General features: G+C 61.9%; 22 protein-coding genes, 1 tRNA gene and 1 pseudogene. 14 read left to right on the top strand and 10 right to left on the bottom strand.

All coding sequences use genetic code 11. The annotated features are described in order from the left end of the window. Positions 1 to 55: 55 nt before the first annotated feature. Entirely contained in the window at positions 56 to 1,738 is a 1,683-nt protein-coding gene (locus NKI46_RS24310) for a DNA alkylation response protein (RefSeq protein ID WP_502896836.1), read from the bottom strand. Between the two features lie 142 nt (positions 1,739 to 1,880). Between NKI46_RS24310 and NKI46_RS24305 the strand changes: the two genes are divergently transcribed. The 4 genes from NKI46_RS24305 to dprA are packed head-to-tail and all read left to right on the top strand — an operon-like array spanning position 1,881 to position 5,912. Beyond that, on the top strand, positions 1,881 to 2,843 hold the full coding sequence (locus NKI46_RS24305; RefSeq protein WP_352459342.1) for an aspartate carbamoyltransferase catalytic subunit: 963 nt from the start codon (positions 1,881 to 1,883) through the stop codon (positions 2,841 to 2,843). Continuing rightward, positions 2,840 to 4,126 (top strand): dihydroorotase, encoded by a 1,287-nt coding sequence (locus tag NKI46_RS24300; RefSeq protein ID WP_023706213.1) that lies wholly within the window; start codon positions 2,840 to 2,842, stop codon positions 4,124 to 4,126. Before NKI46_RS24305 ends, NKI46_RS24300 begins: the two co-directional genes overlap by 4 nt. Positions 4,127 to 4,182: 56 nt before the next feature. After that, positions 4,183 to 4,788 (top strand): glycerol-3-phosphate 1-O-acyltransferase PlsY, encoded by a 606-nt coding sequence (gene plsY, locus NKI46_RS24295; RefSeq protein WP_352748225.1) that lies wholly within the window; start codon positions 4,183 to 4,185, stop codon positions 4,786 to 4,788. Then, positions 4,785 to 5,912 carry a DNA-processing protein DprA gene (gene dprA / locus NKI46_RS24290; RefSeq protein WP_352459345.1) on the top strand — a complete coding sequence of 376 codons (1,128 nt, stop codon included), beginning with the start codon at positions 4,785 to 4,787 and terminating at the stop codon, positions 5,910 to 5,912. The genes plsY and dprA overlap by 4 nt, the downstream gene beginning before the upstream one ends. An 11-nt stretch (positions 5,913 to 5,923) precedes the next feature. Here dprA and NKI46_RS24285 read toward each other — a convergent pair whose 3' ends face one another. Further along, the gene (locus NKI46_RS24285) at positions 5,924 to 6,832 is read right to left on the bottom strand and encodes a hypothetical protein (RefSeq protein ID WP_352459346.1); all 909 of its coding nucleotides are present in this window, start codon (positions 6,830 to 6,832) and stop codon (positions 5,924 to 5,926) included. Positions 6,833 to 6,880: 48 nt separating this feature from the next. Between NKI46_RS24285 and NKI46_RS24280 the strand changes: the two genes are divergently transcribed. The 3 genes from NKI46_RS24280 to NKI46_RS24270 all read left to right on the top strand — a co-directional run bounded on the left by NKI46_RS24280 (position 6,881) and on the right by NKI46_RS24270 (position 10,370). Next, the gene (locus tag NKI46_RS24280; RefSeq protein ID WP_352459347.1) at positions 6,881 to 8,194 is read left to right on the top strand and encodes a glycosyltransferase; all 1,314 of its coding nucleotides are present in this window, start codon (positions 6,881 to 6,883) and stop codon (positions 8,192 to 8,194) included. Then, complete coding sequence (locus NKI46_RS24275) at positions 8,191 to 8,910, top strand: Stf0 family sulfotransferase (protein WP_352459348.1); 720 nt, start codon at positions 8,191 to 8,193, stop codon at positions 8,908 to 8,910. Before NKI46_RS24280 ends, NKI46_RS24275 begins: the two co-directional genes overlap by 4 nt. Before the next feature lie 134 nt (positions 8,911 to 9,044). Then, on the top strand, positions 9,045 to 10,370 hold the full coding sequence (locus NKI46_RS24270) for a hypothetical protein (RefSeq protein WP_023688605.1): 1,326 nt from the start codon (positions 9,045 to 9,047) through the stop codon (positions 10,368 to 10,370). 8 nt (positions 10,371 to 10,378) lie between these two features. Here the strand turns inward: NKI46_RS24270 and NKI46_RS24265 are convergent, their stop codons facing one another. From NKI46_RS24265 to NKI46_RS24250, 4 genes are all read right to left on the bottom strand, one after another. Then, positions 10,379 to 11,035: a TVP38/TMEM64 family protein gene (locus NKI46_RS24265; protein WP_352459349.1), complete on the bottom strand. Its 657-nt coding sequence runs from the start codon at positions 11,033 to 11,035 to the stop codon at positions 10,379 to 10,381. Positions 11,036 to 11,052: 17 nt separating this feature from the next. Further along, positions 11,053 to 11,835: a glycosyltransferase family 2 protein gene (locus tag NKI46_RS24260; RefSeq protein ID WP_196813777.1), complete on the bottom strand. Its 783-nt coding sequence runs from the start codon at positions 11,833 to 11,835 to the stop codon at positions 11,053 to 11,055. Positions 11,836 to 12,085: 250 nt separating this feature from the next. After that, positions 12,086 to 12,319 carry a hypothetical protein gene (locus tag NKI46_RS24255; RefSeq protein ID WP_352459350.1) on the bottom strand — a complete coding sequence of 78 codons (234 nt, stop codon included), beginning with the start codon at positions 12,317 to 12,319 and terminating at the stop codon, positions 12,086 to 12,088. A gap of 177 nt (positions 12,320 to 12,496) precedes the next feature. After that, positions 12,497 to 13,639: a hypothetical protein gene (locus tag NKI46_RS24250; protein ID WP_352748219.1), complete on the bottom strand. Its 1,143-nt coding sequence runs from the start codon at positions 13,637 to 13,639 to the stop codon at positions 12,497 to 12,499. 258 nt (positions 13,640 to 13,897) lie between these two features. Between NKI46_RS24250 and NKI46_RS24245 the strand changes: the two are divergent. From NKI46_RS24245 to NKI46_RS24220, 6 genes and pseudogenes are all read left to right on the top strand, one after another. Beyond that, positions 13,898 to 14,781: pseudogene (locus tag NKI46_RS24245) on the top strand (dihydrodipicolinate synthase family protein). 23 nt (positions 14,782 to 14,804) lie between these two features. After that, a complete protein-coding gene (locus NKI46_RS24240) occupies positions 14,805 to 15,464 on the top strand; it encodes a GntR family transcriptional regulator (protein ID WP_352459352.1) in 660 nt (219 codons plus the stop codon). A gap of 66 nt (positions 15,465 to 15,530) precedes the next feature. Next, the gene (locus tag NKI46_RS24235; protein ID WP_352459353.1) at positions 15,531 to 16,868 is read left to right on the top strand and encodes an ABC transporter substrate-binding protein; all 1,338 of its coding nucleotides are present in this window, start codon (positions 15,531 to 15,533) and stop codon (positions 16,866 to 16,868) included. Further along, positions 16,868 to 17,806, top strand: a complete 939-nt coding sequence (locus tag NKI46_RS24230) for a carbohydrate ABC transporter permease (protein WP_023742463.1) — start codon at positions 16,868 to 16,870, stop codon at positions 17,804 to 17,806. Before NKI46_RS24235 ends, NKI46_RS24230 begins: the two co-directional genes overlap by 1 nt. Continuing rightward, positions 17,807 to 18,628, top strand: a complete 822-nt coding sequence (locus NKI46_RS24225) for a carbohydrate ABC transporter permease (protein WP_352459355.1) — start codon at positions 17,807 to 17,809, stop codon at positions 18,626 to 18,628. A 38-nt stretch (positions 18,629 to 18,666) separates the two neighbouring features. Next, on the top strand, positions 18,667 to 19,728 hold the full coding sequence (locus NKI46_RS24220; RefSeq protein WP_352459356.1) for an ABC transporter ATP-binding protein: 1,062 nt from the start codon (positions 18,667 to 18,669) through the stop codon (positions 19,726 to 19,728). Between the two features lie 49 nt (positions 19,729 to 19,777). Here NKI46_RS24220 and NKI46_RS24215 read toward each other — a convergent pair. Then, positions 19,778 to 19,853: transfer RNA gene (locus tag NKI46_RS24215), tRNA-Lys, on the bottom strand. A 322-nt stretch (positions 19,854 to 20,175) separates the two neighbouring features. Here NKI46_RS24215 and NKI46_RS24210 point away from each other — a divergent pair. Further along, on the top strand, positions 20,176 to 20,667 hold the full coding sequence (locus NKI46_RS24210) for a BA14K family protein (protein ID WP_023684657.1): 492 nt from the start codon (positions 20,176 to 20,178) through the stop codon (positions 20,665 to 20,667). A 90-nt stretch (positions 20,668 to 20,757) separates the two neighbouring features. Here the strand turns inward: NKI46_RS24210 and NKI46_RS24205 are convergent, their stop codons facing one another. The 3 genes from NKI46_RS24205 to NKI46_RS24195 form a co-directional block, all read right to left on the bottom strand. Beyond that, positions 20,758 to 21,234: a DUF6882 domain-containing protein gene (locus NKI46_RS24205; protein ID WP_352459377.1), complete on the bottom strand. Its 477-nt coding sequence runs from the start codon at positions 21,232 to 21,234 to the stop codon at positions 20,758 to 20,760. Positions 21,235 to 21,256: 22 nt separating this feature from the next. Next, positions 21,257 to 22,750 carry a glycerol kinase GlpK gene (gene glpK, locus NKI46_RS24200; protein ID WP_352748214.1) on the bottom strand — a complete coding sequence of 498 codons (1,494 nt, stop codon included), beginning with the start codon at positions 22,748 to 22,750 and terminating at the stop codon, positions 21,257 to 21,259. Positions 22,751 to 22,839: 89 nt separating this feature from the next. After that, complete coding sequence (locus NKI46_RS24195; protein WP_023670978.1) at positions 22,840 to 24,567, bottom strand: ABC transporter substrate-binding protein; 1,728 nt, start codon at positions 24,565 to 24,567, stop codon at positions 22,840 to 22,842. Between the last annotated feature and the right edge of the window lie 4 nt (positions 24,568 to 24,571).

Here is a 24,571-nt window from a genome sequence, read left to right as displayed (position 1 = left end):
AGGTTAACGGCTGTCCACAGGCAGGCAAATTCGTTCAAGGCCTGGCGGAAGGCCCTCAATTCACCGGCGGATAGAGCGTGTCGATGATCATGCGCGCATCGTGGCGCGAATCGAGCATGCCATAGGTGTTGCGCCACTGGCCGGCGAGCCGCGTCTCGACGAAGGCGTCCGCAATCCGCCCTGCCCCCAGCCGGCGCAATTCCGCAGCTGCCGCCGACAGCGCCAGCTGTTCGGTCAGCAGGCGGGCCGACCCCTCATCGGTGCCGGCGACCTGCATGGCCGCCTTGAGCACGCCAATGGTTCCGCGTCCGCCGGCGCCGAGATCGCGGTCGATGCCGGCCAGCACCTCCTCGAACAGGCCGGGCGCGCGGCCGAGCACGCGCAGCACGTCGAGCGCCATGACATTGCCTGAGCCCTCCCAGATCGCATTGACCGGGGCTTCGCGGTAGTAGCGGGCGAGCGGCGCTTCCTCGACATAGCCATTGCCGCCGAGGCACTCCATCGCCTCATAGAGCAGTGGCGGCGCGATCTTGCAGACCCAGTATTTGACCACCGGGGTCATGGCGCGGGCAAAAGCAGCCTCGCCGCGGTCGCCGGCAGCCTCGTCGAAGGAGCGCGCCAGTCGGAACGAGAGTGCCGTGGCGGCGGCGACATCGAGCGCCATGTCCGCCAGCACGCGCTGCATCAGCGGCTGTTCGATCAGCGTCGAGCCGGCCACCTGGCGGTGACGGGCGTGATGCACGGCCTCAGCCAGACCCGCTCGCATGATTGCCGACGAGGCGACGGCGCAGTCGAGCCGGGTCAGCGTGACCATGTCCATGATCGTCTTTATGCCGGCGCCGGGCTCGCCGACCATCTCGCCGATGGCGTTGACGAACTCTACCTCCGATGAGGCGTTGGAGCGGTTGCCGAGCTTGTCCTTCAGCCGCTGAAAGCGGAAGCCGTTGCCGGAACCGTCGCCGAGGATGCGCGGGACGAGAAAACAGGAAAGCCCTTCCGGCGCCTGTCCAAGCACGAGAAAAGCGTCCGACATCGGCGCCGACATGAACCATTTGTGGCCGGTGAGGCGATAAAAGCCGCTGCCGGCGCGTTCGGCCCGTGTGGTGTTGGCGCGCACGTCGGTGCCGCCCTGCTTTTCGGTCATGCCCATGCCGAGCGTCAGCCCGGCCTTGTCGACCGGCGGCTTCTGGCTCTGGTCGTATTTGCGCGTCGTCACGCGCGGCGCCCATTCGCGAAACAGCTTTGGGCTGGCCATCAGGGCGGCCAGCGAAGCGCTGGTCATGGTGATGGGGCAGAGATGCCCGGTCTCGAGTTCGGCGGTCAGGTAGAAACGCGCGGCGCGCACCTGATGGCGACGGCCGATCTCGCTATCGCCGTTTTCCCAGATCGAGGAATGCAGGCCGCCGGCAACCGAGCGGCGCATCAGCGCATGATAGGCCGGATGGAATTCGACGAGGTCGATGCGCCGGCCCTGACGGTCATGCGTGCGGAGCTTCGGCGTCTCGACATTGGCGAGGCGCGCCAGCTCCTGCGCCTCCTGCGTCAGGACGAACCGGCCAAGCCCATCGAGGTCCTTGCGCACCGGATCGGAAAAACGCTCGGCAAGCTGGATCAGCAACGGATCGCCCCGCCAGGCGTTGCCGCCCGTCAGCGGCGGCGGCTGGTTGGTCACGTCGTCGGTCACGCCCAATCCTTCTGAAAGTAGAAGGGCCTTCCAACGGTAGAAAGGCCTTATCATCACAAGGCTTCGAATCCGAAGCAATCGGCTAGATATAGCCCAAGCCAGGCGGCGCGCGCGACGAAAATACCGGGGAGAAAGGCCGCAATCCCAAGCTGGCGCTTGCGGCAAGGAATTCTCCCCCCTATAGCAGCGCCTTGAGATGACCGACGCTTCGTCCCTGCCGCTTTATCCTCACCGCCATCTTCTGGGCATCCGCGATCTTTCCCCCGGTGATATCGAGCTCCTGCTCGACCGGGCCAATCGCGCCGTCGCCATTTCGCGGCAGTCCGAAAAGAAGACCTCGACGCTGCGCGGCCGCACCCAGATCAACCTCTTCTACGAAGCCTCGACGCGCACGCAGTCGTCGTTCGAACTGGCCGGGAAACGGCTCGGCGCCGACGTCATGAACATGTCGGTGGCGAGCTCTTCGGTGAAGAAGGGCGAGACGCTGATCGACACGGCGATGACGCTGAACGCCATGCGGCCCGACATCCTGATCATCCGCCACCAGTCTGCGGGCGCCGCCGCCCTTTTGGCGCAGAAGGTCGGCTGCTCGGTGGTCAATGCCGGCGACGGCGCGCATGAACACCCGACGCAGGCGCTGCTCGACGCGCTGACCATCCGCCGCGCCAAGGGGCCGCTGTCGAAACTGATCGTAGCGATCTGCGGCGACATCCTGCATTCGCGCGTCGCGCGTTCCAACATCATGCTCTTGAACGCGCTTGGCGCGCAGGTGCGGGTCGTGGCGCCGTCGACGCTGCTGCCGTCCGGCATCGAGAAAATGGGCGTCATCGTCTCGCGCTCGATGGCCGAGGGCCTCAAGGGCGCCGACGTGGTGATGATGCTGCGCCTGCAGCGTGAGCGGATGGAAGGCGCCTTCGTGCCTTCGGTGCGCGAATATTTCCGCTATTTCGGCCTCGATGCCGAAAAACTGAAGGCCGCCAAGGACGGCGCGCTGGTCATGCATCCCGGGCCGATGAACCGCGGCGTCGAGATTGCGTCCGAAATCGCCGACGGGCCGCAAAGCGTCATCCAGGAACAGGTCGAGATGGGTGTCGCCGTGCGCATGGCGGTGATGGAAGCGCTGCTCGACCCGCGCCGCAACGAGGGCCGGAGCGCATGAGCACGACGGTCTTTGAGCGCGCCCGCATCGTCGACCCGTCACGCGGCATCGACGAGGTCGGCACCGTCATCGTCGAAGGGAAAAAGATCGTTGCCGCCGGCAAGGCTGCCCTGAACCAGGGCCTGCCGGCGGGAGCCACCGTGGTCGACTGCGCCGGCAAGGCGATCATTCCCGGCCTGATCGACGCGCGCGTCTTCATCGGCGAACCGGGCGGCGAACATCGCGAGACCATCGCTTCGGCCAGCGTTGCGGCGGCGGCCGGCGGCGTCACCTCCGTCGTCATGATGCCCGACACCGACCCGGTGATCGACAATGTCGCGCTGGTCGAATTCGTGCTGCGCACCGCCCGGGACACGGCAAGCGTCAACATCTTTCCGGCGGCGGCGATCACCAAAGGCCTCGCCGGTCGCGAGATGACCGAATTCGGCCTGTTGCGCGAGGCCGGTGCGGTCGCCTTCACCGATGGGCGGCACACAATATCCAGCGCACTGGTGATGCGCCGGGCTCTCACCTATGCCCGCGATTTCGGTGGCGTCATCGCACATGAGACACAGGATGGCGACCTCGCTTCGGCAGGCGTGATGAATGAAGGCCTGTATGCCAGCTGGCTCGGCCTTGCCGGCATTCCGCGCGAGGCCGAGTCCATCCCCCTGGAGCGCGACCTGGCGCTGGCACGGCTGACGCGCGGCGCCTACCACGCGGCCAAGATCTCGACGGCGATGGCAGCGCAAGCGATGACGCGCGCGAAAGCCGACAAGGCCAATGTCACGGCGGGCGTAGCGATCCACAATCTGTCGCTGAACGAGAACGATGTCGGGGAATACCGCACCTTCTTCCGGCTGACGCCGCCTTTGCGCGCGGAGGAAGACCGGCTGGCCATGATCGAGGCGGTCAAGGACGGCACGATCGACATCATCGTCTCCTCGCACGACCCGCAGGATGTCGACACCAAGCGCCTTCCCTTCGCCGATGCAGCTGCCGGCGCGATCGGGCTGGAGACGCTGCTTGGAGCAGCGCTTCGGCTCTACCACAATGGCGACGTGCCGCTACTTCGGCTGGTCGAAACACTGTCCACCGCACCAGCAAGGCTGTTCGGCCTGCCGGGCGGCACGCTGAAGCCGGGAGCGCCGGCCGATCTTGCGCTGATCGACCTTGAAGAACCCTGGATCGTGAGTGAAAGCGGCATCCGCTCGCGCTCGAAAAACACCTGCTTCGAAGGTGCGCGGCTGCAAGGCATGGTCTTGCAAACGCTGGTGGCGGGCCGCACAGTGTTTTCGAGCTAGAGCGATCGCGCCACGTCGCAGACCGATATGTTGCTGGGGAAATGCGGGGACAAACAATGAGTTATAACGTTATCCTGACATTGCTGTTCGGCTATCTCCTCGGCTCGATTCCCTTCGGCCTCTTGATCACCCGCGCGGCCGGCCTCGGCGATGTGCGCAAAATCGGCTCCGGCAATATCGGCGCTACCAACGTTCTGCGCACCGGCAACAAGGGCCTCGCCGCCGCGACGCTGGTGCTCGACGCGTTGAAGGGTACGGCGGCGGTGATGATCGCGCGCCATTTTGGACACGACTACGGACTGTGGGCCGGCCTTGGACTCTGGGGGGGCCTTGGCGCCTTCCTTGGCCATCTGTTTCCGGTCTGGCTCGGTTTCAAGGGCGGCAAGGGCGTGGCGACCTATCTCGGCGTGCTGATCGCGCTCGGCTGGCATGTGGCGCTGATCTTTATCGTCGTCTGGCTGGCGATGGCTTTTCTGTTTCGCTATTCCTCGCTGGCAGCGCTGACGGCGGCGGTCATCGTGCCGATCGCGCTTTATTTCTGGAGCACACCTGAGACCGCCGGGCTGTTCCTGGTGATGAGCCTGATCGTCATCTTCAAACATCGCGCCAACATTTCGCGCCTTCTTGCCGGCACCGAAGGCAAGATCGGAGCCAAGGGTTGAGCAAGCCCGCCGCCGGGCCGCGCCTCAGCGACCGGCAGCGGCTGAGCTGGCTGCGGCTGATCCGCACACAAAATGTCGGCCCGGCCTCGTTTCGCGAATTGATCAACCGCTTTGGTTCGGCGGAGGCGGCGTTGGAGATGCTGCCCGAGCTGATGATTTCGGGCGGAGCCAAAAGGATCATGCGCATTCCTTCCGTGGAGGAAGCCGAAGCGGAACTCGACGCAGCCAGTGAAAACGGCGCCCGCTTCGTCGGCATCGGCGAGGCCGACTACCCGCCGATGCTGAAAAACATGGACAATCCGCCGCCACTGATTGCCGTGAAGGGCGAGGCAGCCGTCTTTCGCCTGCCGGCGGTGGCCATCGTCGGCGCCCGCAACGCGTCGCTCGCCGGCATCAAGATGGCGCGCATGCTGGCGGCGGATCTTGGCCGCGACGGCTACGTCATCGTTTCCGGCCTGGCGCGCGGCATCGACACGGCCGCACACCAAGGCAGTCTTTCCACTGGCACAGTCGGCGTGCTGGCCGGTGGGCTCGATGTCCCCTACCCGCCCGAAAATATCAGCTTGTGCGAAGACATTGCCGAGCGTGGCGGCGCCGTCATTTCGGAAATGCCGTTCGGCTGGCAGCCGCGGGCGCAGGATTTTCCGCGCCGCAACCGGCTTGTCGCGGGCGCCGCCCTCGGACTGGTGGTGATCGAAGCGGCGCAACGCTCCGGCTCGCTGATCAGCGCGCGCCTGGCCGGCGAGATGGGCCGGCTGGTCTTTGCCGTGCCGGGTTCGCCGCTCGATCCGCGCTGCGCCGGCTCCAACGGGCTGCTCAAGGACGGCGCCACCCTGGTCACCGAGGCGGCCGATGTTTCCGGTGCGATTGCACCCTTGGCCGGCACGCGAACGCGAAGCATTGCGCCGCCAGAAAAGGCACCCGATTTTTCGGCAACACCCCCGCCCGGTGAGGACGAACGCAGCGGCGTGCTCGAGATGCTGGGCCCAACGCCGGTGGGCGTGGACGAGATCATCCGCCACACCGGCCTCAACGCCGCGCAAGTCTCCATGGTGCTGCTGGAACTCGACCTTGCCGGCCGCATCGAGCGCCATGCCGGCGGCAATGTCTCACTGGTTTCGTGAAAGCCTGAGACTTAGTTTGCGGCCGCAAATACCGCAGCACTTTCAGACATGAGGCGCCGCGCGGCGGGCTGGACATTATCCCTGTATGTAATGCATTGGCGGTAGCGGCCATCGGCAACGCGCTGTTTACCAATGCGCTCCCACTCCGGTGTCCAGGAGGAATTCCAGTCAAAATCCTGGGACATCAGATTTTCCCTGTCGAAGCATTGCGGATCCCTCTCGAGTATCCGACGCGCTTCATCGGCGAGGGGACTATAGTTTTCAACAGCCGCTATCTTCCGCGCCCGCGCGGCCGGGGAAAGCTGAATTGCCGATTCGACACGTCCCGCCACATTTGGAACCGCAGCGGAACAAAGCTGTTTGCCGACCTGTGCCGTCTTTCGCAGTCCTCGGCAGAGGGCCTGGCCAAACGCAAAGGCAAGATCATGTATGGGATTATAGCCGTCGACCGCATCCGATACGATCTGGACACTCTTTGCGGTCGTTAGATCGGCGCGCACTCTCGAAAACATGTCGATCAGGAAATCATGGTTCCCGGCCAGCAGCGCTTCGTACCAGGCGCCATCCGGAATTTCCCCAAACACCGCGCCGCGTGTCGCGCCCGCAGCTTCGACCAGATCGCGCGAATAGCGGGTTCGCGATGTTTCCTTGCCGCCTGATCCGTCGGTCAGAAGATAGACCCTTGGTTTGGCGATCTCGAGCCAATGGTGGATCCTGAGTTCGTGCCCGGGGTGAGCGAGAATCAGCACGTTTTCCAGTTTTTCTCCTGACTTTTCAGGCAACAATGGCTCCAATCCAGTTTCTGGTCCGATCGAGCCGAATGGCCTGGGGACAAATTCAGGCGCAAACCTTGGCCGCGACAATGCTGACGAAGCTTGTTTGGTCAGCGGCTTCAACTTAAGACGCTGCCAGAAACTCATGCGCCTTTCTCTCATATCAGATGTAGTGCGCAAGCAAGGAATCGCCCGTTGCGAATTCTTATCACCAATCTCTCCCTGTCGCGAAACAGCGGATCGGAAGCGGTCGTCGAACTGTTGGCCGACGGGCTTCGCGGCGCCGGCCATCAGACCATGCTGCTGGCTCCCACTCTGGGCGACATGGCCGATAGAATGCGTCGGCGCGGGCATCATGTCGTCGATCGGATTGCCGAGATCGTCGAAAGGCCCGATGTCATTCACGCCCAGCATCTGACGCCCTGCCTGACTGCGCTCGCCAGGTTTCCCGACGTGCCAGCGGTATTTTCCTGTCACAGCGCCTTCTTTGAAGTCGAAGCGCCGATGCTGCATCCCCAGATACGCCATTGGATTGCGGTCGACGAGGCGTGCCGAGCCAAATGCCTGTCGAGGGGCATACCGGCCGACCAGATGAGCCTTGTCTACAACGCGGTCGATCTCAATCGCTTCAAACAGCGCCCACCGCTCCCCGCCAGACCCGCGCGAGGCCTGCTGCTGACCAAGAATTTCGAGCACCAGGCGGCGGTTCGTGAGGCCTGTGCGAGAAGTGGCATCCAGCTGGATGAGCTAGGTCCAGCCACCGGGCGGTTTTCGCAGCAGCTGGAACAGGATCTGCTTGGTTACGACATCGTGTTCGCAACCGCCCGGATGGCCATCGAGGCAGCTGCGGTCGGCTGTTCCGTCGTGGTTTGCGACGCGCGCGGTTTTGCGGGATTGCTCAGCAGCGCAAACATGGAGGCATGGCGTCGCTTCAATCTGGGCGTTGGGCTTTTGACCAAGCCGACCACGGTCGAAAATCTTCTGGGCGCGATATCCGGTTTCGATGCGAACGATGCCGCGGCGGTGTCCACCTATTTTCGGAAGGCGGCCGGCGACGCGTATTTTGTCGAGGAACATGTGCGCATCTATGATCAGGTGCTGCGATCCGACAGGGGGCTGAATCCCGATGAGCGCGCGCTTGCGACCGCCGTGTGGATCGAAGAGATCGGGGTCTCGCATCCACGCCGAAGATGGTTTCACATCGTGAAAGAATTGCACGGCTGGCCGGATGCGCCCGAATTGGCGACGCTTCTGGCTCAGTCCCACGCAAACTCGCGAGTTTTGGAGAAGCTTGGCGAACAGATCGCCAGAACCCAGCAGCTTGTTCTGGACGAGGCTGTCTCGCGCGCCGCCGCGCTGGGCGACAACCCGGCTGTGCTGAGCCGGGTGGAGGAACAGCTTTCGAACCTTTCAAATTTTGTGGACGAGATAAAGCGGCTGTACAACGGTATGATCCCCCTGTTCATCAGAAAGCTTCTCCTTCGGGCGCGTAAAGGGGTCGGACATTGACAGGGCTCGACGGCTTGGACCGCGATAAATTGAGTGGCTACAGCATCTGCACCTCGCCACGATCCGGCAGCAATTTCCTGTGCCAGCATCTGAGCGGCACGGGCCTGCTCGGACATCCGCTGGAATATTTCAATTGGGGCGGGCGGCGCTATTTCGATGACCCGGACTACCCCAAGGATATCGCCGGCCAGGTCTGGAAGATCCTTACCATGGGCGCCACTCCCAACGGCATCTACGGCTTGAAGTTATTTGCCCACCAGCACGACTGGATTTCGGGCGAGGTGAACTGGGTCGATGCCCTTCCCAATCTTCGCTTCGTGCTGCTCACCAGACGCGACTTGCTTGGCCAAGCGATTTCCTGGGCACGCGCGCTGCAGACGGGACAATACCGATCGAGCCAACCGATGGCCCAGAAGCCGGTCTTCGACGCTGGACTGATCCAGAGCCAGCTCAACGCCCTTGCTCGTGAACGAGCCCGCTGGGAGATGTTCTTTGCGCGCACCGGTATCGAGCCCTTGCGGTTCGAATACGAGACAATGATCGAGGACCCTCGCCACGCCGTCAGTCAGGTCGCCGAGCTGATGGGCCTGAAGCCGCCCTCCAGGCTGGACCCCGGCAACGTGACCGTTGAGCTGCAAAGGGATGCATCAAACCTCGAACGGGCAGACCGCTTCCGGGCAGAGCGCGGCGACCCGAACATCCTGGACTTGATCTAGCTCCGCAGAATTCGTTTCGGGCTGTCTGGAGCGCCGCTGAGCGGGTAGCAAAAGTAGCCATTTACTCTTCGCCATCCCGTCTGTATCACCGCCCCAGACCGCGTGGGGCGCCACGCCATCCAGCCGGGGGGCAGATGTCGACACCGTTCAATGCATTTACTTTGGTTGAGTTTCTCGCCTTTGCAGGGTTGAGCTTCCTTTATGTCCGGGCAGACGATTCGTTATCCCCCAGGGGCAAGACCGAGTGTACCATCGTCGCAGGGATACTGTTTGCGATCCTGGTCGCGGCAAGAGCCCCGGCGTTGCTTACCTTCTACAGGGTTTGGGCTGAAATTGGCCCTCTGTACTTCGGCTATGCCTATGCGAACGGTCCGTTAGCCGCTCTGTTCAACCCGGCAAGCAATTACTACGATCTAGCGGCAAACCTATCTTCAGCCGTTGCGGTGTCGGCCGGACTTCAGTGGTGGCCGGTCGTTGACACCGGCTCCGGTCTTCTGGTGGCTTTGCTGTTTCCATTTGTTGTCGCCGGCACAACGCAATCGATATCGTGGCGAACCGGAATCCTGTTGGCGGTTGCGACCGCGCTCTATTGCGTCACCGCATCGGAAACATTCGGAACGGCACTGCACATCAAAGGCTGGGGACCTGTTTATGCCGCGCTTGTTTTTGGGTCGTTGGCGTTCAAACAGCCGCTCAATCGCGTTCATATCGGTCTTCTTCTAGTGCTGCCGTTCACAGGAACCCCCGCAGCTTTCGCGCTGATCATATGGGCGGCTGCCGGCTTTGTGCTACGGCAGCCTTATCTTGTCCGACCTCTGGTTTGGTCTATTCCTGGATTGGCGACGCAGATCGGCTGCGCACTGTTGCCGGCAACGAATACCGGCTTGGCCGTACGGCCGTTCACGTTCCTCGGTTTTGCAAGCTTGCCAGACCTGTTCCTGCTCAAGGTGGGTGGTGCGATCCTTTGGCCGGCCTTGTTTTTCAGCAACTTGACACCGGGTACGCTTGAACTGATAGCAGCTGCCATCGTGTTCCTTGGCGTGCTTGGAGCTGCAGTTTTCCTCGCCCGCCGCCAGCCCATCCTGCTGCTCGTCCCGATCGTTGCGCTGCAATTTTCGGCTACTGCGATTCTCGCCGTCGGAGGTGCCGAGTCACTGCTCCAATCAGGATCTGGCTTCAGGTATTACTTCGCGCCAGTCGCAACACTTCTAATCGTTCTGGCGATTTGGGCGTCTTCGTGGAGGTTGGTTACAAGGGTCGCGGCGGTTGCTATTTGCCTATGCGCGGTCCTCGCAAATCGAGACTACAACGCCATGGTCGACGGCTTGTTCTTCACACCGTCCCACACCAGTTGGTCCTCGCAGGCAACGACCCATCTCACGTCACCGTCGCAAACGCTTGTAAATTACCCCGGAGCAGGCGGAGTACAGCTACCGGACTGTGGAGAATACCACTGCTAACAAGCACATCAGGTTGTTTCGGAATTGTGATGGTACATGACGAACCTGCCGACCAAAGTCGCGCCAGCAATAACACCTCCCGCCAGCATCAGCAAAAAGACCTGGTGAAACTCAGGCGATTCGAGAGACGCCGCATTGCCGAGCAATGAACCGACATAGACATAACCAAAAAGGGCGGGAAGCGACGCTGCGGTTCCTATCACGTAGTCGGCGAGGCGAATTCCACTCGCGCCCAGCGCAATGCTTGTGGCGGCAAAGGGAACGACCGGTGACAGGCGGATCAGAAAAACCGATCGCCAGCCGTCAGCGGCAAGGAACTGTTTGACCTTGTCGAGGCCGCCAACAATTTTCGTGTTGGTAAAAGGAACGTTTTGGAGACCCTTTCGGCCTATGTAGTAGCCGACGATGCCGCCGGCCAAAGTCCCGACGAGCGCCATTGCCGAGCCACCGGCGAATCCGTAAACCGCTCCGCCTGCGATGCCGAGCAGGGACGCCGGCAATATGCCGGTGGCGGCCACTAGAAACTGCATCACGACCAGCGCAACGAAACCAAACAACCCTGTCTGCTGAACGCTCGCTTTGGCGATCCGCAAGATATCGTCGAGATAGCCCGACAGCGCCGCGGGGACGAGAACCATCGCAAGGCCCGCCACACCGAGGGCCATTCGTGTCCGGCGCCTCATCAGATATTGCTCCCGACGAATAACGGATCTTGTCGAATGCCCAGTTTGCTGAGGCGAAACTTCGCCGCGGTTTTCAAGACACCCAGGCCATAGACGACGCTACGCCGAAAGTTGATCGACGACGCCTCCGGGAAGTATCTCGTCGGACAGGACATCTCGCCACCACGCAGGCCGAGATAGACGGCCTGGCAGACCATCTCATTGTCGAACACAAAGTCGTCCGAGCACCGGTGATAAGGAATCTCGGTCAACGCTTTCCGGCTCCAGCACCGAAAGCCAGTGTGAAACTCCGACATTTTCTGACCGATCAGAATGTTTTGAACCAGGGTCAGAAAGCGATTGGCGATATATTTATAGACCGGCATGCCGCCGCGCAGGGCACCCTTGCCCAAGATGCGCGAACCAAAGACGTAATCATACTCGCCAGAGGCGACCATCGAGGCAATGGCCGGCACCAACCTGGGCGAATATTGATAATCGGGATGAAGCATCACGACGATATCGGCATCGCGCTGCAGCGCCGCATCGTAACAAGTCTTCTGATTGCCACCGTAGCCCTTGTTGATCGAATGCTCGATTGTGTGAATGCCGAGCTGTCGCGAAATGCCGACAGTATCGTCCTTCGAGAGATCGTCCGTGAGAATAACGTCGTCGATCAATTGCATCGGCAAGGCGAAGTAGGTCTTCTCCAGTGTAGCCGACGCATTATAGGCGGGCATGATCACCGCCACACGCAATCCATCAATCATTTCTACGCTAACGCCCCGATGTTGCGTTTCCATTGCCGGAAAACGTCCTATAGCGCAAGCCGGCCTAGCATTTCCCGATCCACGTGCGGCAAAAACGCCACGCAATGTTTCCGTCCGCACCAAACGACGCCGGAACGAGAGACCGTGGTGGTCGAGGTCCCCGTTGAGGTCCCGGTTTATGTCGAGCCGCCAATCCAGTCGACGGCAGAACTCGCGCGCCTGCTGGCAAAGCGGGTCCGGCGCAAGGCGCTTTCCCTAGCCGGGTTGTCCTAAAGTTAGCCGATCAAGCAAACTGGGGCCGTCGGTTGCCGGGCAACGACGGCGCGCAGTCAGATCCATTTGATGTTTCGGATGTTTCCTGCGCGATGCGCTGGCGAATGCGCTCCACCCGACGCGCTATGTCTGGCGACACCCGGTCGTGCGTTTCAACCAGAATGGCGCCGATAGCATCTTGCAGCCCAGCTTCGCGGGATGCTTCGAGGCATTCGGCTTCGCTGCTCTCAATGTCCATCTTCATGATCGATGGCACGCCGGCGGCGCCAACGCCGGTACAGATGCCACCGCAGGGTATTTTTCCAGGCGGCTCTCGGAAAAGCACTCCGCCATTCCAGGGCTCTCCGTTGCACTGACGATCACGCTCGCAATGGCATACTCGACAGCTGACGAAAACCGGGCTCGACAGTCTGCGCATCAGTCAGCGGAACAGATACTTCGATACCTCCGGATTGCCACGGCGCCACATCACATTGTCCAGAAAATAATGGTGCACATTGATGAAGATGAGCACGATGAAGAAGAACAGCGATGACCCCAGCACTTGCCTGTCATAGGGAATCAAAGCCGTCAGCGCGGATGGGATCAGCCAGAAGCCGAGATAGCCAAGGGCCGTGCCGCCGACGATGAAGCCGAGGAGCCGAAACCTGTAGAGGGGGCCAAGAAAGGACAGGATTTTCGGCTGCGGATCGCCTTCGGCATCGGAACTGTCTCGCTCGACGTTCGTCTGGTAGCGCCAGACCACGGCGAGATACTGCAGCGAGTGGAGCGCGGGCACGATCAGCAGCCAAAGCGGGTTTACGCGCGCAATCAAGATCCAGAGATAGAGCGACGCCACATAGGCCACCAAACCGTTATAGGGCAGGCCGCCGCCGTTCTTCCGCCAACGATTGACCAGCATCAAGAGCGTGGCCGTCGTCGACGCAACGGCCGCCAGCATGGCGATGTTGGTGACCCAGGAAGGGGCCGCGAATGTGTAATAGTCCAGGCCATAATATTTGCCCTGGGTGACCGCCGTATTCGTCTGCAGCCATGCCAGAATCCACACGGCATAGGAGTTGACCAGCAGCACCTTCTTGTCGCGGTCGTCGAAGAATTTGCGCTTCAGCACCGCATCCACCATCAGCATGCCGTAGCCCTGCTTGACGTAGTGCCAACCGACAAAAAAGAACATGGCGTTGGTGGCATAGCCGAGCAGGCGCGTGTTCGCCGCCGCGGCCCCATAGGCAAAGAACCCGGCCATGACCAGGGGCACGACAATGCCCGCGAAGATGTAGCGGAGCTGCAAGCTCCTGTCGTAGCCGTCGCCCGTCACCTTGCGCCCGAAATTGCGGTAGAAGAGCTGGTAGGAGTGGGCGAAGTGGGGATAGTTCACGAGATAGGCCACGAAGACCATCGTTGCGGCCACCGGACCTTCATATTCGAGCGGAACGAGAAACAGCACCGGCAGGATGAGAAAGGCGCTGCCGCCCAGCATGAGGAAATCGGCGACCGGGCCGAAGAGGTACTTTTGAGGCGCCGCCGCCTTAGGAGCGACAGCATCCGCCGAAAGCTGAAGTGTCATGTCAGAACCCTCCCCTGGGAAAGGCTGAGTTTAGCCATCGACTGGGATGGGGACAAGGTTGGAGCTGCCGCTCCGCGCCCGAACACTGGGCCATCCTGCTGTTTCGCCAATGGTCTCGATCCGCCATGGCTTGAACCCGTGAACCTCTCGATAAAAAAGGTGGGGGCCCTCCGCTGTTAAAAAAGCGCACCGCCCCAATTTACGACTAACATGTTAGTGTGCTAGCACAGCATCCATACCCGCTTCGGAGACCTTCCGGTGACATCACGCTTTGGCCTTTCGGCCGCTCTCGCCACGCCTTTCGATGCCCGCGGGCAGATCGCCACCGCCCCCATGATCGCTCAGGCCGAAAGTTGCCTGGCGCAGGGTTGCGGCAGCGTGACGCTTTTCGGCACCACAGGGGAAGGCGCATCGGTGGGCACGACGGAGCGGCGGTCGGTGACCGAAGCCATGCTGGCTGCTGGAATCCTGCCGCATCAACTCGTTGCCGGCGTGCTGGTCGACGCCGCCGAAGACGCCGCCGAACAGGCACAGCATGCCTTGCAGCGCGGCGCCCGAAACATTCTGCTGGCCCCGCCAAGCTACTTCAAGAATGTCGGCGACGACGGCCTTTTCGGCTGGTTTTCCGCCGTCTTTGCCGCGCTCGACCCCCTCGCCCGTGACGTGCTGCTCTACAACATCCCTTCGGTTACCATGGTGCAGCTTTCGCTTGGCCTGATCGGCCGGTTGCGCACTGCTTTTCCCGACGTGGTCGCCGGAGTGAAGGATTCCGGTGGAAATTGGAGCTACAGCGAGGCGCTGCTTGCCGCCCATGGCGATCTGGTGATCCTGATCGGCGATGAAGGCATCTGGCGCGTGCGGTGCGAATGGGTGCTCAAGGCGCAATCTCGGGCATGGCCAATTTCGTCCCGGGCGAAATCCGCGCCATGGCCGAGGACGGGCGCGACGATCCTCGCGTCGAGAGTTTTGTGCTCGAATTGCTCAAACATCCGGTCACCCCGGCGGTAAAGGTGATGGTGGCGCGCAAGACCGGCGACGAGCGCTGGCTGGCGGTCCGTCCGCCGCTGGAGCCGATCGCGTTGCAAGGGCAGCAGCAGCTTGCCGCAGCCTATGACAGCTTGTTTGCCAGGGAACCGGCCTGACCGGCAAAGAGAAGCGCGCCGATATGGAAGACGGCAACGAACCGACCACCCTCAGGGAGAAGGCCTATGCCAGCTTCACGCGGCATTTGCTGGCGCGCGACTTCAAGCCAGGCCAGTTCGTGTCGCAGCGTGAGCTGGTTGCCTTCACCGGACTGCCGCTCGGCGCCATTCGCGAGATCGTGCCGCGTCTCGAGGCGGAAGGACTGCTGACGACCATTCCGCAGCGCGGCATGCAGATCGCCCATATAGACATCAGGCTGATCCGCGAGGCCTTTCAGTTCCGCCTGTTCATGGAGCGTGAAGCGGTGGCGCTGTTTACGGTCAGCGCCTCCGACGCCGAGCTTGCCCGCTTGCGGCGCGAGCATGAGGACATGCTTGCCCGGGCGCTGGAGCAGACCCCGACGCCGGAGATGGAGGCCAAGGCGCAGACCATCGACTGGGCCATGCACGACACGTTCATCGATGCGCTGGGCAACGAGATCATCGCCAAGGCCTATCTGGTCAATTCGGTGAAGATCCGCCTGATCCACCAGGAACGGTTCCGTATCGACGGGCGCGTCGTGCCGGTCATGCGCGAGCACCTGGCGGTGATCGATGCGATGCAGAGCCGCGACCCTGGCAAGGCGGTCGAGGCCATTAGCCAGCATATCGATAAGGCGCGCCGGCTGGCGCTGCAAATCTGAGGAAGCATGAGCCGCGCCGCGGTCGCTGCGGCGCAATCGACAACGACAACAACCGGGAGGAAGAAAATGTCGTCCAATCTGTTCAACCCAACCAGGAGGCAACTCCTCCAGGGAACCGCCGCCCTTGCCGCCGCCGGCTTTGCCGGTGTTCGCCCAAGCTTTGCCGCCGGTGTCGACTGGAAGCGCTTTGCGGGAACGACGCTTGACGTCAATCTGGTGAAAAGCCCGCGCAGCGACACGCTGATAAAATACATCGCCGAGTTCGAGGAACTGACCGGGATCAAGGTCAATGCCGAAGCGACGCCGGAACAGCAGCAGCGCCAGAAGACGGTGATCGAACTCAGCTCCGGCAAGCCGAGCTTCGATGTCGTGCATCTGAGCTACCACGTGCAGAAGCGGCAGTTCGAAAAGGGCGGCTGGCTGGCCGACATATCATGCTATCTCGCTGACTCGACCCTGACCGATCCTGCGCTGGTGGAAACCGATTTCGCCGATGCCGGCATGCTGTTTGCCAAGGACGGCCAGGGCGTGCTGCGCTCGCTACCGTTCTCAGTCGACTACTGGATCGTCTACTGGAACAAGGAATTGTTCGAGGCCAAGGGCCTCAAATACCCTGAAACCTTCGAGCAATTGGTGGTGGCCGCCGAAGCGCTGACCGACCCGTCGACCAACACCTATGGATTTGTCGCCCGCGGCCTCAAGAACGCCAACACGCCGGTGTGGACGTCGCTTATGCTAGGCTACGACATGACGCCGCTCGACGACAAGGGCAAGCTGCGCACGACCTCGCCCGAGGCGGTCGAGGCGGCCAGCCTCTACCAGCGGCTGATGACCAAGTCGGCGCCTCCAGGCGTCACCGGATTCAACTGGGCCGAAGCCCAGTCCGCCTTCCTGCAAGGCAAGATCGGGATGTGGTTCGATGGCGTCGGCTTTGCCCCGCCAATGGAAAATCCGGAAAAGTCACGAGTGGTCGGCAAGGTTGGCTACGGCGTCATGCCCAAAGGGCCCAAGGCGCATGCCGCCGGCACCTTTGGCGACGGCCTCGGCGTGACGGCCACCAGCGAGAAGAAGGAGGCCGCCTACCTCTTCTGCCAGTGGGCGATTTCGCCCGCCATGGGCGCGCGCCTGCTGCAGGCGGGTGCCGGCGTGCCGTTCCGCAAGTCGGTGCTGGAAGATCCCAAGGTGCGCGAAGGCGTCACCATGCCGGCGAGTTGGCTCGATGCCGTGGTCGGCTCGGGCAATGTCAGCCGGCTGTCGCTGCCGGTCATCATTCCGGTCACCGAGTTCCGCGACATCTATGGCGTGGCGCTGACCAATCTGATCGCCGGCGCCGATCCGGCGGAGGAACTGAAGAAGGCCACCGAGCAGTTCCAGCCGGTGCTCGACCGGAGCGAGCAAGGCTGATGTCCGCCATCACCCCAGAACGCACCGGGGTGACGACGCAAGCCATCGAAGGGAGCCAGACCATCCGGCTGGCTCCCAACTACTGGCCTTTCGTCGTCCCGGCGCTCGTCGTCGTCGGCGCCGTGATCGTCTTTCCTTGGGCCTTCACACTGTGGATGAGCGTCAACCGCTGGACCCTCGGCCAGGCGCGAAGCTTTGCCGGGATGGAAAACTACCTGCGGCTGGCAGTCGACCAACGCTTCTGGGAATCGCTTTTCCATACGCTGACCTACACGGCGCTTTCGGTCGCGGCGCCGATGTTCCTCGGCACTCTTGCCGCGCTGATCTTCGACGCCAAATTTCCGCTGCGCGGGCTGTTGCGTGGCGTCTTCGTCATGCCGATGATGGCGACCCCGGTCGCCGTGGCGCTGGTCTGGACGATGATGTTCCATCCCCAGCTCGGCGTGCTCAACTATCTGTTGTCGCTGGTCGGCATTCCGGCGCAGGAATGGATCTTTAACGCCAGGACAGTCATCCCGTCGCTGGTTGCGGTCGAGACCTGGCAGTGGACGCCGCTGGTGATGCTGATCGTGCTGGGCGGCTTGGCCTCCGTGCCGCGCGAGCCCTTCGAGAGCGCCGAGATCGACGGCGCCAACGCCTGGCAGCAATTCCGCTATCTCACCTTGCCGATGATCGCGCCGTTCCTGATGATCGCGATGATCATCCGCACCATCGATGCGTTGAAGAGTTTTGACATCATCTACGCCATGACCCAGGGCGGACCGGGCACGGCCTCGGAAACCATCAACATCTATCTCTACAACACCGCCTTCTCCTACTACGACATCGGCTATGGCTCGGCCATGGCCGTGGTGTTCTTCATCGTCATCGTCGCGCTGTCCTTCATCCTGCTGATGCTGCGCCAGCGCTCCCATTGGATCGGGGTGGAGGGCAAATAGATGAGTTCACGGCTGCTCAACCGAATCGGGCTGTTCTTCGCGGCTCTGGTCTTCGTCTCGCCGGCGATCCTGTTCTTCCTCTGGATGATCTCGCTGTCGCTGAAATTCGAGATCGACAACGGTGCATACCCGCCGATCCTGATCCCGGAACATCTCGCCTGGTCGAACTATGTGAAGGTATTCGAGGAGAACAATTTCCTGCTCTATTTCTGGAATTCGGTTCTGGTGACGGGCACGGCAACGTTGCTGGCGCTGCTGATCGGCGTGCCGGCGGGCTATGGCATCGCGCGACTCAAGGCCGAGCGCTCGGCGGTGGTCATCATGATCGCCCGCATGACGCCGGGGCTTTCCTATCTCATTCCGCTGTTCCTGCTGTTCCAGTGGGTCGGCATTCTCGGCACGCTGTGGCCGCAGATCATCATCCATCTGGTGGTGACGGTGCCGATCGTGGTCTGGGTGATGATCGGCTATTTCGAGACCACGCCGATGGAGCTGGAAGAAGCGGCCAACATCGATGGCGCCAGTTCCTGGCAGGTGTTCCGGCTGGTCGCCTTGCCCATCGCCAAGCCGGGCATTGTCGTCGCCTTCATCCTGTCGATCATCTTCTCATGGAACAATTTCGTCTTCGGCATTGTGCTCGCCAGCCGCGAGACCCGCACGCTGCCGGTCGCCGTCTACAACATGCTTTCGTACGAGCAGGTGAGCTGGGGTCCGCTCGCCGCCGCAGCACTTGTGGTCACGCTGCCGGTGCTGGTGCTGACCCTGTTCGCGCAAAGGCAGATCGTCGCAGCGCTGACCGCAGGCGCCGTCAAGGGCGGCTGAGGCACGGCCCGACATCACTCATTTCCGGGAGAAATCCAATGGCATCGGTAACAATCAACAACGTCCAGAAGGCTTTCGGAGCCGCCAAGATCATCCACGATGTCAGCGTCGACATCTCCGATGGCGAATTCGTCATCCTGGTCGGGCCGTCGGGCTGCGGAAAGTCGACGCTGCTGCGCATGATTGCCGGACTGGAAACGATCTCGGGCGGCAGGATCGCCATTGGCGATCGCGTCGTCAACAATCTCAGGGCGCGCGACCGAAACATCGCCATGGTGTTCCAGAACTACGCGCTCTATCCGCATATGACGGTGGCCGACAACATGGGCTTTGCCCTGAAGATCAAGAAAGCCGATCCGGCCGACACCGCCGGTCGCGTCGGCAGGGCCGCCAGCATTCTCGGCCTGGACAAGCTGCTCGACCGCTATCCGCGTCAGCTTTCCGGCGGCCAGCGCCAGCGCGTCGCCATGGGCCGCGCCATCGTGCGCGACCCGCAGGTGTTCCTGTTCGACGAGCCGCTGTCCAATCTCGACGCCAAATTGCGAGTGCAGATGCGCGGCGAGATCAAGGCGCTGCACCAGCGGCTGGGAACCACCACCATCTACGTCACCCACGACCAGATCGAGGCCATGACCATGGCCGACAAGATCGTCGTGCTGCATGACGGCCTTGTCGAGCAGATCGGCGCGCCGCTCGATCTCTACGATCGCCCGGCCAACCTCTTCGTTGCCGGCTTCATCGGCTCGCCGGCGATGAATTTCATTCGCGGCCATGTCGAGGAAGGCGTTTTCCGCAGCGCCGGTGGACTGATCTTGCCGCTGCCGGAAGGCATCGACCTGACCGATATTCCCGGCGGCGACCTCATCTACGGCATCCGGCCTGAACACATCCGAGCGACGACCGCCAAAGGAATCCCCGGCACGATCGTGCTTCTGGAAGCAACGGGTTCGGAAATCTTTGCCAGGGTCGACTGCGCCGGAGAAGAAATCTCCTGCCTTTTCCGCGAGCGGCTGGCACTGAAACAGGGCGAGCAGATGCGCATCGAGATCGACCGCGCCTGTGCTCATCTGTTCGACGTCAAGACCGGGCGGCGATTGTAGGCGGCGACGGGGGCTGCTGACAGGGAGCAACTTTCGCACGAAATATTTCTGGTGAGCGCGTCGGGGTTCGAACCCGAGACCTACTGATTAAAAGTCAGTTGCTCTACCGGCTGAGCTACGCGCTCCCGCGGGCTCTAAAGGCCGCCCTCGAAATTGCGCGGAACATAGGGAGAGTGCCGCGACCGGTCAACCGGAAAAAGATGGCCGTTCCACCGGGGTTTCGGCCATCGCCCGACGCGCCGCAAATTGCGTCGTCACCAGCCCGGTGAGCCGCTCCCGCAACGTGGTCGCCGCTTCGATCTGTTGGCGCGCGAAACGCGCCTTTTCTCACGCGCCAAATTCGAGAAACATTACAAATCAGCAACTTACTGTTTTGGTGGGAACCATCGCACGAGCGGGCCGTTTTCGTCTCACAAGGGACGTCAACCACCCTTCAAGGAGAAGATCATGAACAAGATCGCAACGGGTCTACTGGCGACCACCCTGTCAATTTCGTTTGCCGCGGCCGCCGCTATGCCGGCCAATGCCGCCCAGATGTTCGTGCCCCAGTCATCAGCAACTTCGTCCGACATCGTGAATGTGGGCGATTCTCGTCATGACAACTGGCGGTGGATGCGCCATGGCAACCGCAATTCCGGCAATCGCGATTTCCGCGTAGGCCGCCAGTTCTCGCGCAACAATGATGGCGGCAGCTATTGGAATGGCCATCGCGGCTATCGCGAATATCACCGCGGCTATCGCCGTCACGGCGACTACTGGTTCCCGCTGGCTGCCTTCGCCACCGGCGCCTTGATCACCGGTGCGATCGTCAACAGCGAGAACAACCGCGGCGATGCCCATGTGCAGTGGTGCTACGACCGCTATCGGTCGTACCGCGCTTCGGACAACACATTCCAGCCCAATTACGGCCCGCGTCAACAGTGCAATTCGCCCTATTGAGCTGAGTTGGTACCAAGTGTTGAGTAGAAAAGCCTGCGCCGGCAACGGCGCGGGCTTTTCCGTAGGTTGCTTGGGTACGGGCGCGGCGGATTAGCTGGCCCAATTGACGCTCTTGAAGATCAGATACAGGGCTCCGCCTTCACCACGCGGAGAACGGTATGCGCCGAGGCCGTTGCAGATTCGAACCGCAGCTGCGGTCATTTTCCAGCCGAGCACTTCCAGGTCGTTGTTCAAATCTATCGCATAGGGTTGAGCCAGCTCATCAACGGAATGCTCCTGTCCGAAAGACCGAACCAGCTCTGCGTCGGCAAGCAGGTCGCCAGGCAGGTTTGAATTTGCCCAAGCCCAGAGCCAGTTGCTGGCCTTGGCACTCGTCGATCCGGCGATTTGGATTTCGGCGACGACCTTGGTGATGCCGTTGTCCGAGAACAGAAGCTTTCCTTCTGTCAGATCATAGTCATAGCGAGGCCAACTGCCGAGTCGGAACTCCTGCTGCAAGCGTGCATTCTTTGCATCCAATTGTTCGACAGCCTCGTCGCGCCAGGCCCCATACCAGTGTGGATTCATCCCCTTCCCCCGCCATGATTTACTACCGCGCGCTCAGCGTCCGGCGCACCGCATTGCGCCAGCCCGCGAGCTTTGCCGAGCGCACCGTGGCATCCATGTCCGGCTTGAAGCGGCGCTCGAGCGCCCAGCTCCTGGCAAAATCCTTCGCCTTCGGCCACACGCCTGCTTTCGAGCCGGCAAGCCACGCCGCACCCAGCGCCGTCGTCTCCAGAATGGTCGGGCGATCGACCGGCGCATCGAGGATATCGGCCAGCCGCTGCATGGTCCAGTCGGAGGCCACCATGCCGCCGTCGACGCGAAGCACGGTTTTGGCCGACGCCCCCTTCCAGTCCTTGCGCATGGCGTCGAGGAGATCGCGCGTCTGGTAGGCGACGGATTCCAGCGCCGCGCGGGCGAACTCCGCCGGGCCAGAGTTGCGGGTCAGCCCGAAGATCGCGCCACGCGCCTCGGCGTCCCAATGCGGCGCGCCGAGACCGACGAAAGCCGGCACCAGATAGACGTTCTGCGTGGGGTCGGCGGTTGCCGCCAAAACGCCGCTATGCTCGGCCTTGCCGATCACCTTGATGCCGTCGCGCAGCCATTGCACGGCGGCACCCGCGATGAAGATCGAGCCTTCCAAGGCATAGGTAGTCTTGCCGTTCAGCCGATAGGCGATGGTGGTCAACAGCCGGTTCTTCGAGCGCACCAGATCGGCGCCGGTGTTGAGCAGCGCAAAGCAGCCGGTGCCATAGGTCGATTTCATCATGCCTGGCTCGAAACAGGCCTGGCCGATGGTCGCTGCGTGCTGATCGCCGGCCACGCCAAGGATTTTGATTTCGGCGCCAAACAGGCTTTTTTCCGTCACGCCGTAGTCGTCGGCGCAATCCTTGACCTCAGGCAGCATCGCCACCGGGATGCGCAGGATGGAGAGCAGCTCGTCGTCCCAGACATTTTTCTCGATGTTGTAGACCAGCGTGCGCGAGGCGTTGGTGGCATCTGTCGCATGCACCTTGCCGCCGGTCAGCCGCCAGATCAAAAAACTGTCGATGGTGCCGGCGAGCAGTTCGCCCTTTTCGGCGCGCTTTCTCGCACCGTTCACCTTGTCCAGCATCCAGGCGATCTTGGTGCCGGAGAAATAGGGATCGAGCAGCAGGCCGGTTTTTCTGGTGAACTTTTTCTCCAGGCCGTGTTTCTTCAGCTTCTGGCAGAGCGGCGCGGTGCGGCGGTCCTGCCAGACGATGGCATTGTGGATCGGCTTGCCGGTCGCCTTGTCCCAGATGACGACGGTTTCGCGCTGGTTGGTGATGCCGATCGCCGCCACATCCGAGGCCTCGCGGCCGGCGGCCTTCAGCGCGCCTTTGATCGTCGCGACGACGCTTGCCCAGATCTCTTCCGGATCATGCTCCACCCAGCCGGAGGCAGGATAATGCTGCGTGAATTCCTGCTGCTTGCTGCCGGCGACCTTCATCGCGCCGTCGAACAGGATCGCCCTGGTCGATGTCGTACCCTGGTCGATTGCAAGGATGTATCCGGTCATTAGTCCTCCCGGTAGCTCGCCTATACAAACAGGGGAGACGGCAAGATGCCGCCTCCCCGTTCACTATGATCCTGGCGCGTACGCCAAGATTACTTCTGCCAGCTCTTCACCAGTTCGTCGTAGTTGATGGTGATCGGCTTTTCCTTCTCGTTCTCGATCTTCAGCTGAGGCGCGAGATTGCCGTTCTTGACCGCGTCGGCGTTCCAGTAGGCGAGGTCATGCTCTTCGGCCATCTTCGGGCCGATATCGCCCTGGACGCCCGACTTCTCGATGCGGGTCATGACTTTTTCCTGCTCGGCGCAGAGCGAGTCCATGGCTTCCTGCGCCGTCTTGGCGCCGGACGAGGCATCGCCGATCGCCTGCCACCAGAGCTGTGCCAGCTTCGGATAATCGGGCACGTTGGTGCCGGTCGGCGACCACTGAACGCGGGCCGGCGAGCGGTAGAACTCGATCAGACCACCGAGCTTCGGCGCACGTTCGGTGAAGCTCTTGTCGTGGATCGTGCTTTCGCGGATGAAGGTCAAGCCGACATGGCTCTTCTTCACGTCGACCGTCTTCGAGGTCACGAACTGCGCGTAGAGCCAGGCGGCCTTGGCGCGGTCGGTCGGCGTCGACTTCATCAGCGTCCAGGAACCCACGTCCTGATAGCCGAGCTTCATGCCGTCCTTCCAGTAGACGCCATGCGGCGACGGGGCCATGCGCCACTTCGGCGTTCCGTCGTCGTTCAGCACCGCCTTGGCGCCGGCGTCGACCATCGAAGCGGTGAAGGCGGTGTACCAGAATATCTGCTGCGCGACCGCACCCTGTGCCGGCACCGGGCCGGATTCGGAGAAGGTCATGCCTTGGGCTTCGGCCGGAGCGTAGGCCTTCAGCCAGTCGAGGTATTTCTGGATCGAGTAGACGGCAGCCGGGCCGTTGGTGTCGCCGCCGCGCGCCGTGCAGGAGCCGACCGGCTGTGATTTCTCGTTGACCTTGATGCCCCATTCGTCGACCGGCAGGCCGTTCGGCAGACCCTTGTCGCCGTTGCCGGCCATCGACAGCCAGGCATCAGTGAACCGCCAGCCGAGCGACGGGTCCTTCTTGCCGTAGTCCATGTGGCCATAGACCTTCTTGCCGTCGATCTCGCGGCCGGTGAAGAACTCGGCGATGTCCTCATAGGCCGACCAGTTGACGGGAACGCCGAGGTCGTAGCCGTATTTCGCCTTGAAGTCGGCCTTGTTCTTCTCGTCGTTGAACCAGTCGTAACGGAACCAGTAGAGGTTGGCGAACTGCTGGTCGGGCAGCTGATAGAGCTTCTTGTCCGGCGCGGTGGTGAAGGAGGTGCCGATAAAATCCTTCAGGTCGAGGTTCGGATTGGTAACGTCCTTGCCCTCGCCCGCCATCCAGTCGGTCAGGTTGCGGACCTGCTGGTAGCGCCAGTGGGTGCCGATCAGGTCGGAATCGTTGACCCAGCCGTCATAGAGGTTCTGGCCGGTCTGCATCTGGGTCTGGATCTTCTCGACGACGTCGCCTTCCTGGATGACGTCATGCGTGATCTTGATGCCGGTGATGGCGGTAAAGGCGGGCGCCAGCACCTGCGATTCATACTGGTGGGTGGCGATGGTTTCGGACACGACCTTGATGTCCATGCCGGCGAAAGGCTTCGCGGCATCGATGAACCACTGCATTTCTGCTTCCTGGCCGGCGCGGTCGAGCGTCGACAGCGGGCCGATTTCCTTGTCCAGAAACGCCTTGGCCTCATCCATTCCGGCGTAGGCGTTGCCTACCCCGAGCAACAGGACAAGGGCAGTTGTTGATGTTAAAAATTGCCGTCGCATAGGT

It is taken from the genome of Mesorhizobium sp. M0615, assembly GCF_040320805.1.
GTDB lineage: Bacteria > Pseudomonadota > Alphaproteobacteria > Rhizobiales > Rhizobiaceae > Mesorhizobium.
Note: the sequence above shows the minus strand (reverse complement) of the source record. Positions and strands in the feature narration are given on the sequence as shown.

Bases quoted from the DNA above. Each gene is read 5' to 3' on its own strand.
- plsY (WP_352748225.1), top strand. From the start codon at position 4,183: ATGAGTTATAACGTTATCCTGACATTGCTGTTCGGCTATCTCCTCGGC.
- NKI46_RS24260 (WP_196813777.1), bottom strand. From the start codon at position 11,835: ATGGAAACGCAACATCGGGGCGTTAGCGTAGAAATGATTGATGGATTG.
- NKI46_RS24225 (WP_352459355.1), top strand. From the start codon at position 17,807: ATGAGTTCACGGCTGCTCAACCGAATCGGGCTGTTCTTCGCGGCTCTG.
- NKI46_RS24195 (WP_023670978.1), bottom strand. From the start codon at position 24,567: ATGCGACGGCAATTTTTAACATCAACAACTGCCCTTGTCCTGTTGCTC.
- NKI46_RS24310 (WP_502896836.1), bottom strand. From the start codon at position 1,738: ATGATAAGGCCTTTCTACCGTTGGAAGGCCCTTCTACTTTCAGAAGGA.
- NKI46_RS24235 (WP_352459353.1), top strand. From the start codon at position 15,531: ATGTCGTCCAATCTGTTCAACCCAACCAGGAGGCAACTCCTCCAGGGA.
- NKI46_RS24270 (WP_023688605.1), top strand. From the start codon at position 9,045: ATGTCGACACCGTTCAATGCATTTACTTTGGTTGAGTTTCTCGCCTTT.
- NKI46_RS24230 (WP_023742463.1), top strand. From the start codon at position 16,868: ATGTCCGCCATCACCCCAGAACGCACCGGGGTGACGACGCAAGCCATC.
- NKI46_RS24255 (WP_352459350.1), bottom strand. From the start codon at position 12,319: ATGAAGATGGACATTGAGAGCAGCGAAGCCGAATGCCTCGAAGCATCC.
- NKI46_RS24300 (WP_023706213.1), top strand. From the start codon at position 2,840: ATGAGCACGACGGTCTTTGAGCGCGCCCGCATCGTCGACCCGTCACGC.
- NKI46_RS24220 (WP_352459356.1), top strand. From the start codon at position 18,667: ATGGCATCGGTAACAATCAACAACGTCCAGAAGGCTTTCGGAGCCGCC.
- NKI46_RS24205 (WP_352459377.1), bottom strand. From the start codon at position 21,234: ATGAATCCACACTGGTATGGGGCCTGGCGCGACGAGGCTGTCGAACAA.
- NKI46_RS24250 (WP_352748219.1), bottom strand. From the start codon at position 13,639: ATGACACTTCAGCTTTCGGCGGATGCTGTCGCTCCTAAGGCGGCGGCG.
- NKI46_RS24240 (WP_352459352.1), top strand. From the start codon at position 14,805: ATGGAAGACGGCAACGAACCGACCACCCTCAGGGAGAAGGCCTATGCC.
- NKI46_RS24265 (WP_352459349.1), bottom strand. From the start codon at position 11,035: ATGGCCCTCGGTGTGGCGGGCCTTGCGATGGTTCTCGTCCCCGCGGCG.
- NKI46_RS24305 (WP_352459342.1), top strand. From the start codon at position 1,881: ATGACCGACGCTTCGTCCCTGCCGCTTTATCCTCACCGCCATCTTCTG.
- NKI46_RS24210 (WP_023684657.1), top strand. From the start codon at position 20,176: ATGAACAAGATCGCAACGGGTCTACTGGCGACCACCCTGTCAATTTCG.
- glpK (WP_352748214.1), bottom strand. From the start codon at position 22,750: ATGACCGGATACATCCTTGCAATCGACCAGGGTACGACATCGACCAGG.
- NKI46_RS24285 (WP_352459346.1), bottom strand. From the start codon at position 6,832: ATGAGTTTCTGGCAGCGTCTTAAGTTGAAGCCGCTGACCAAACAAGCT.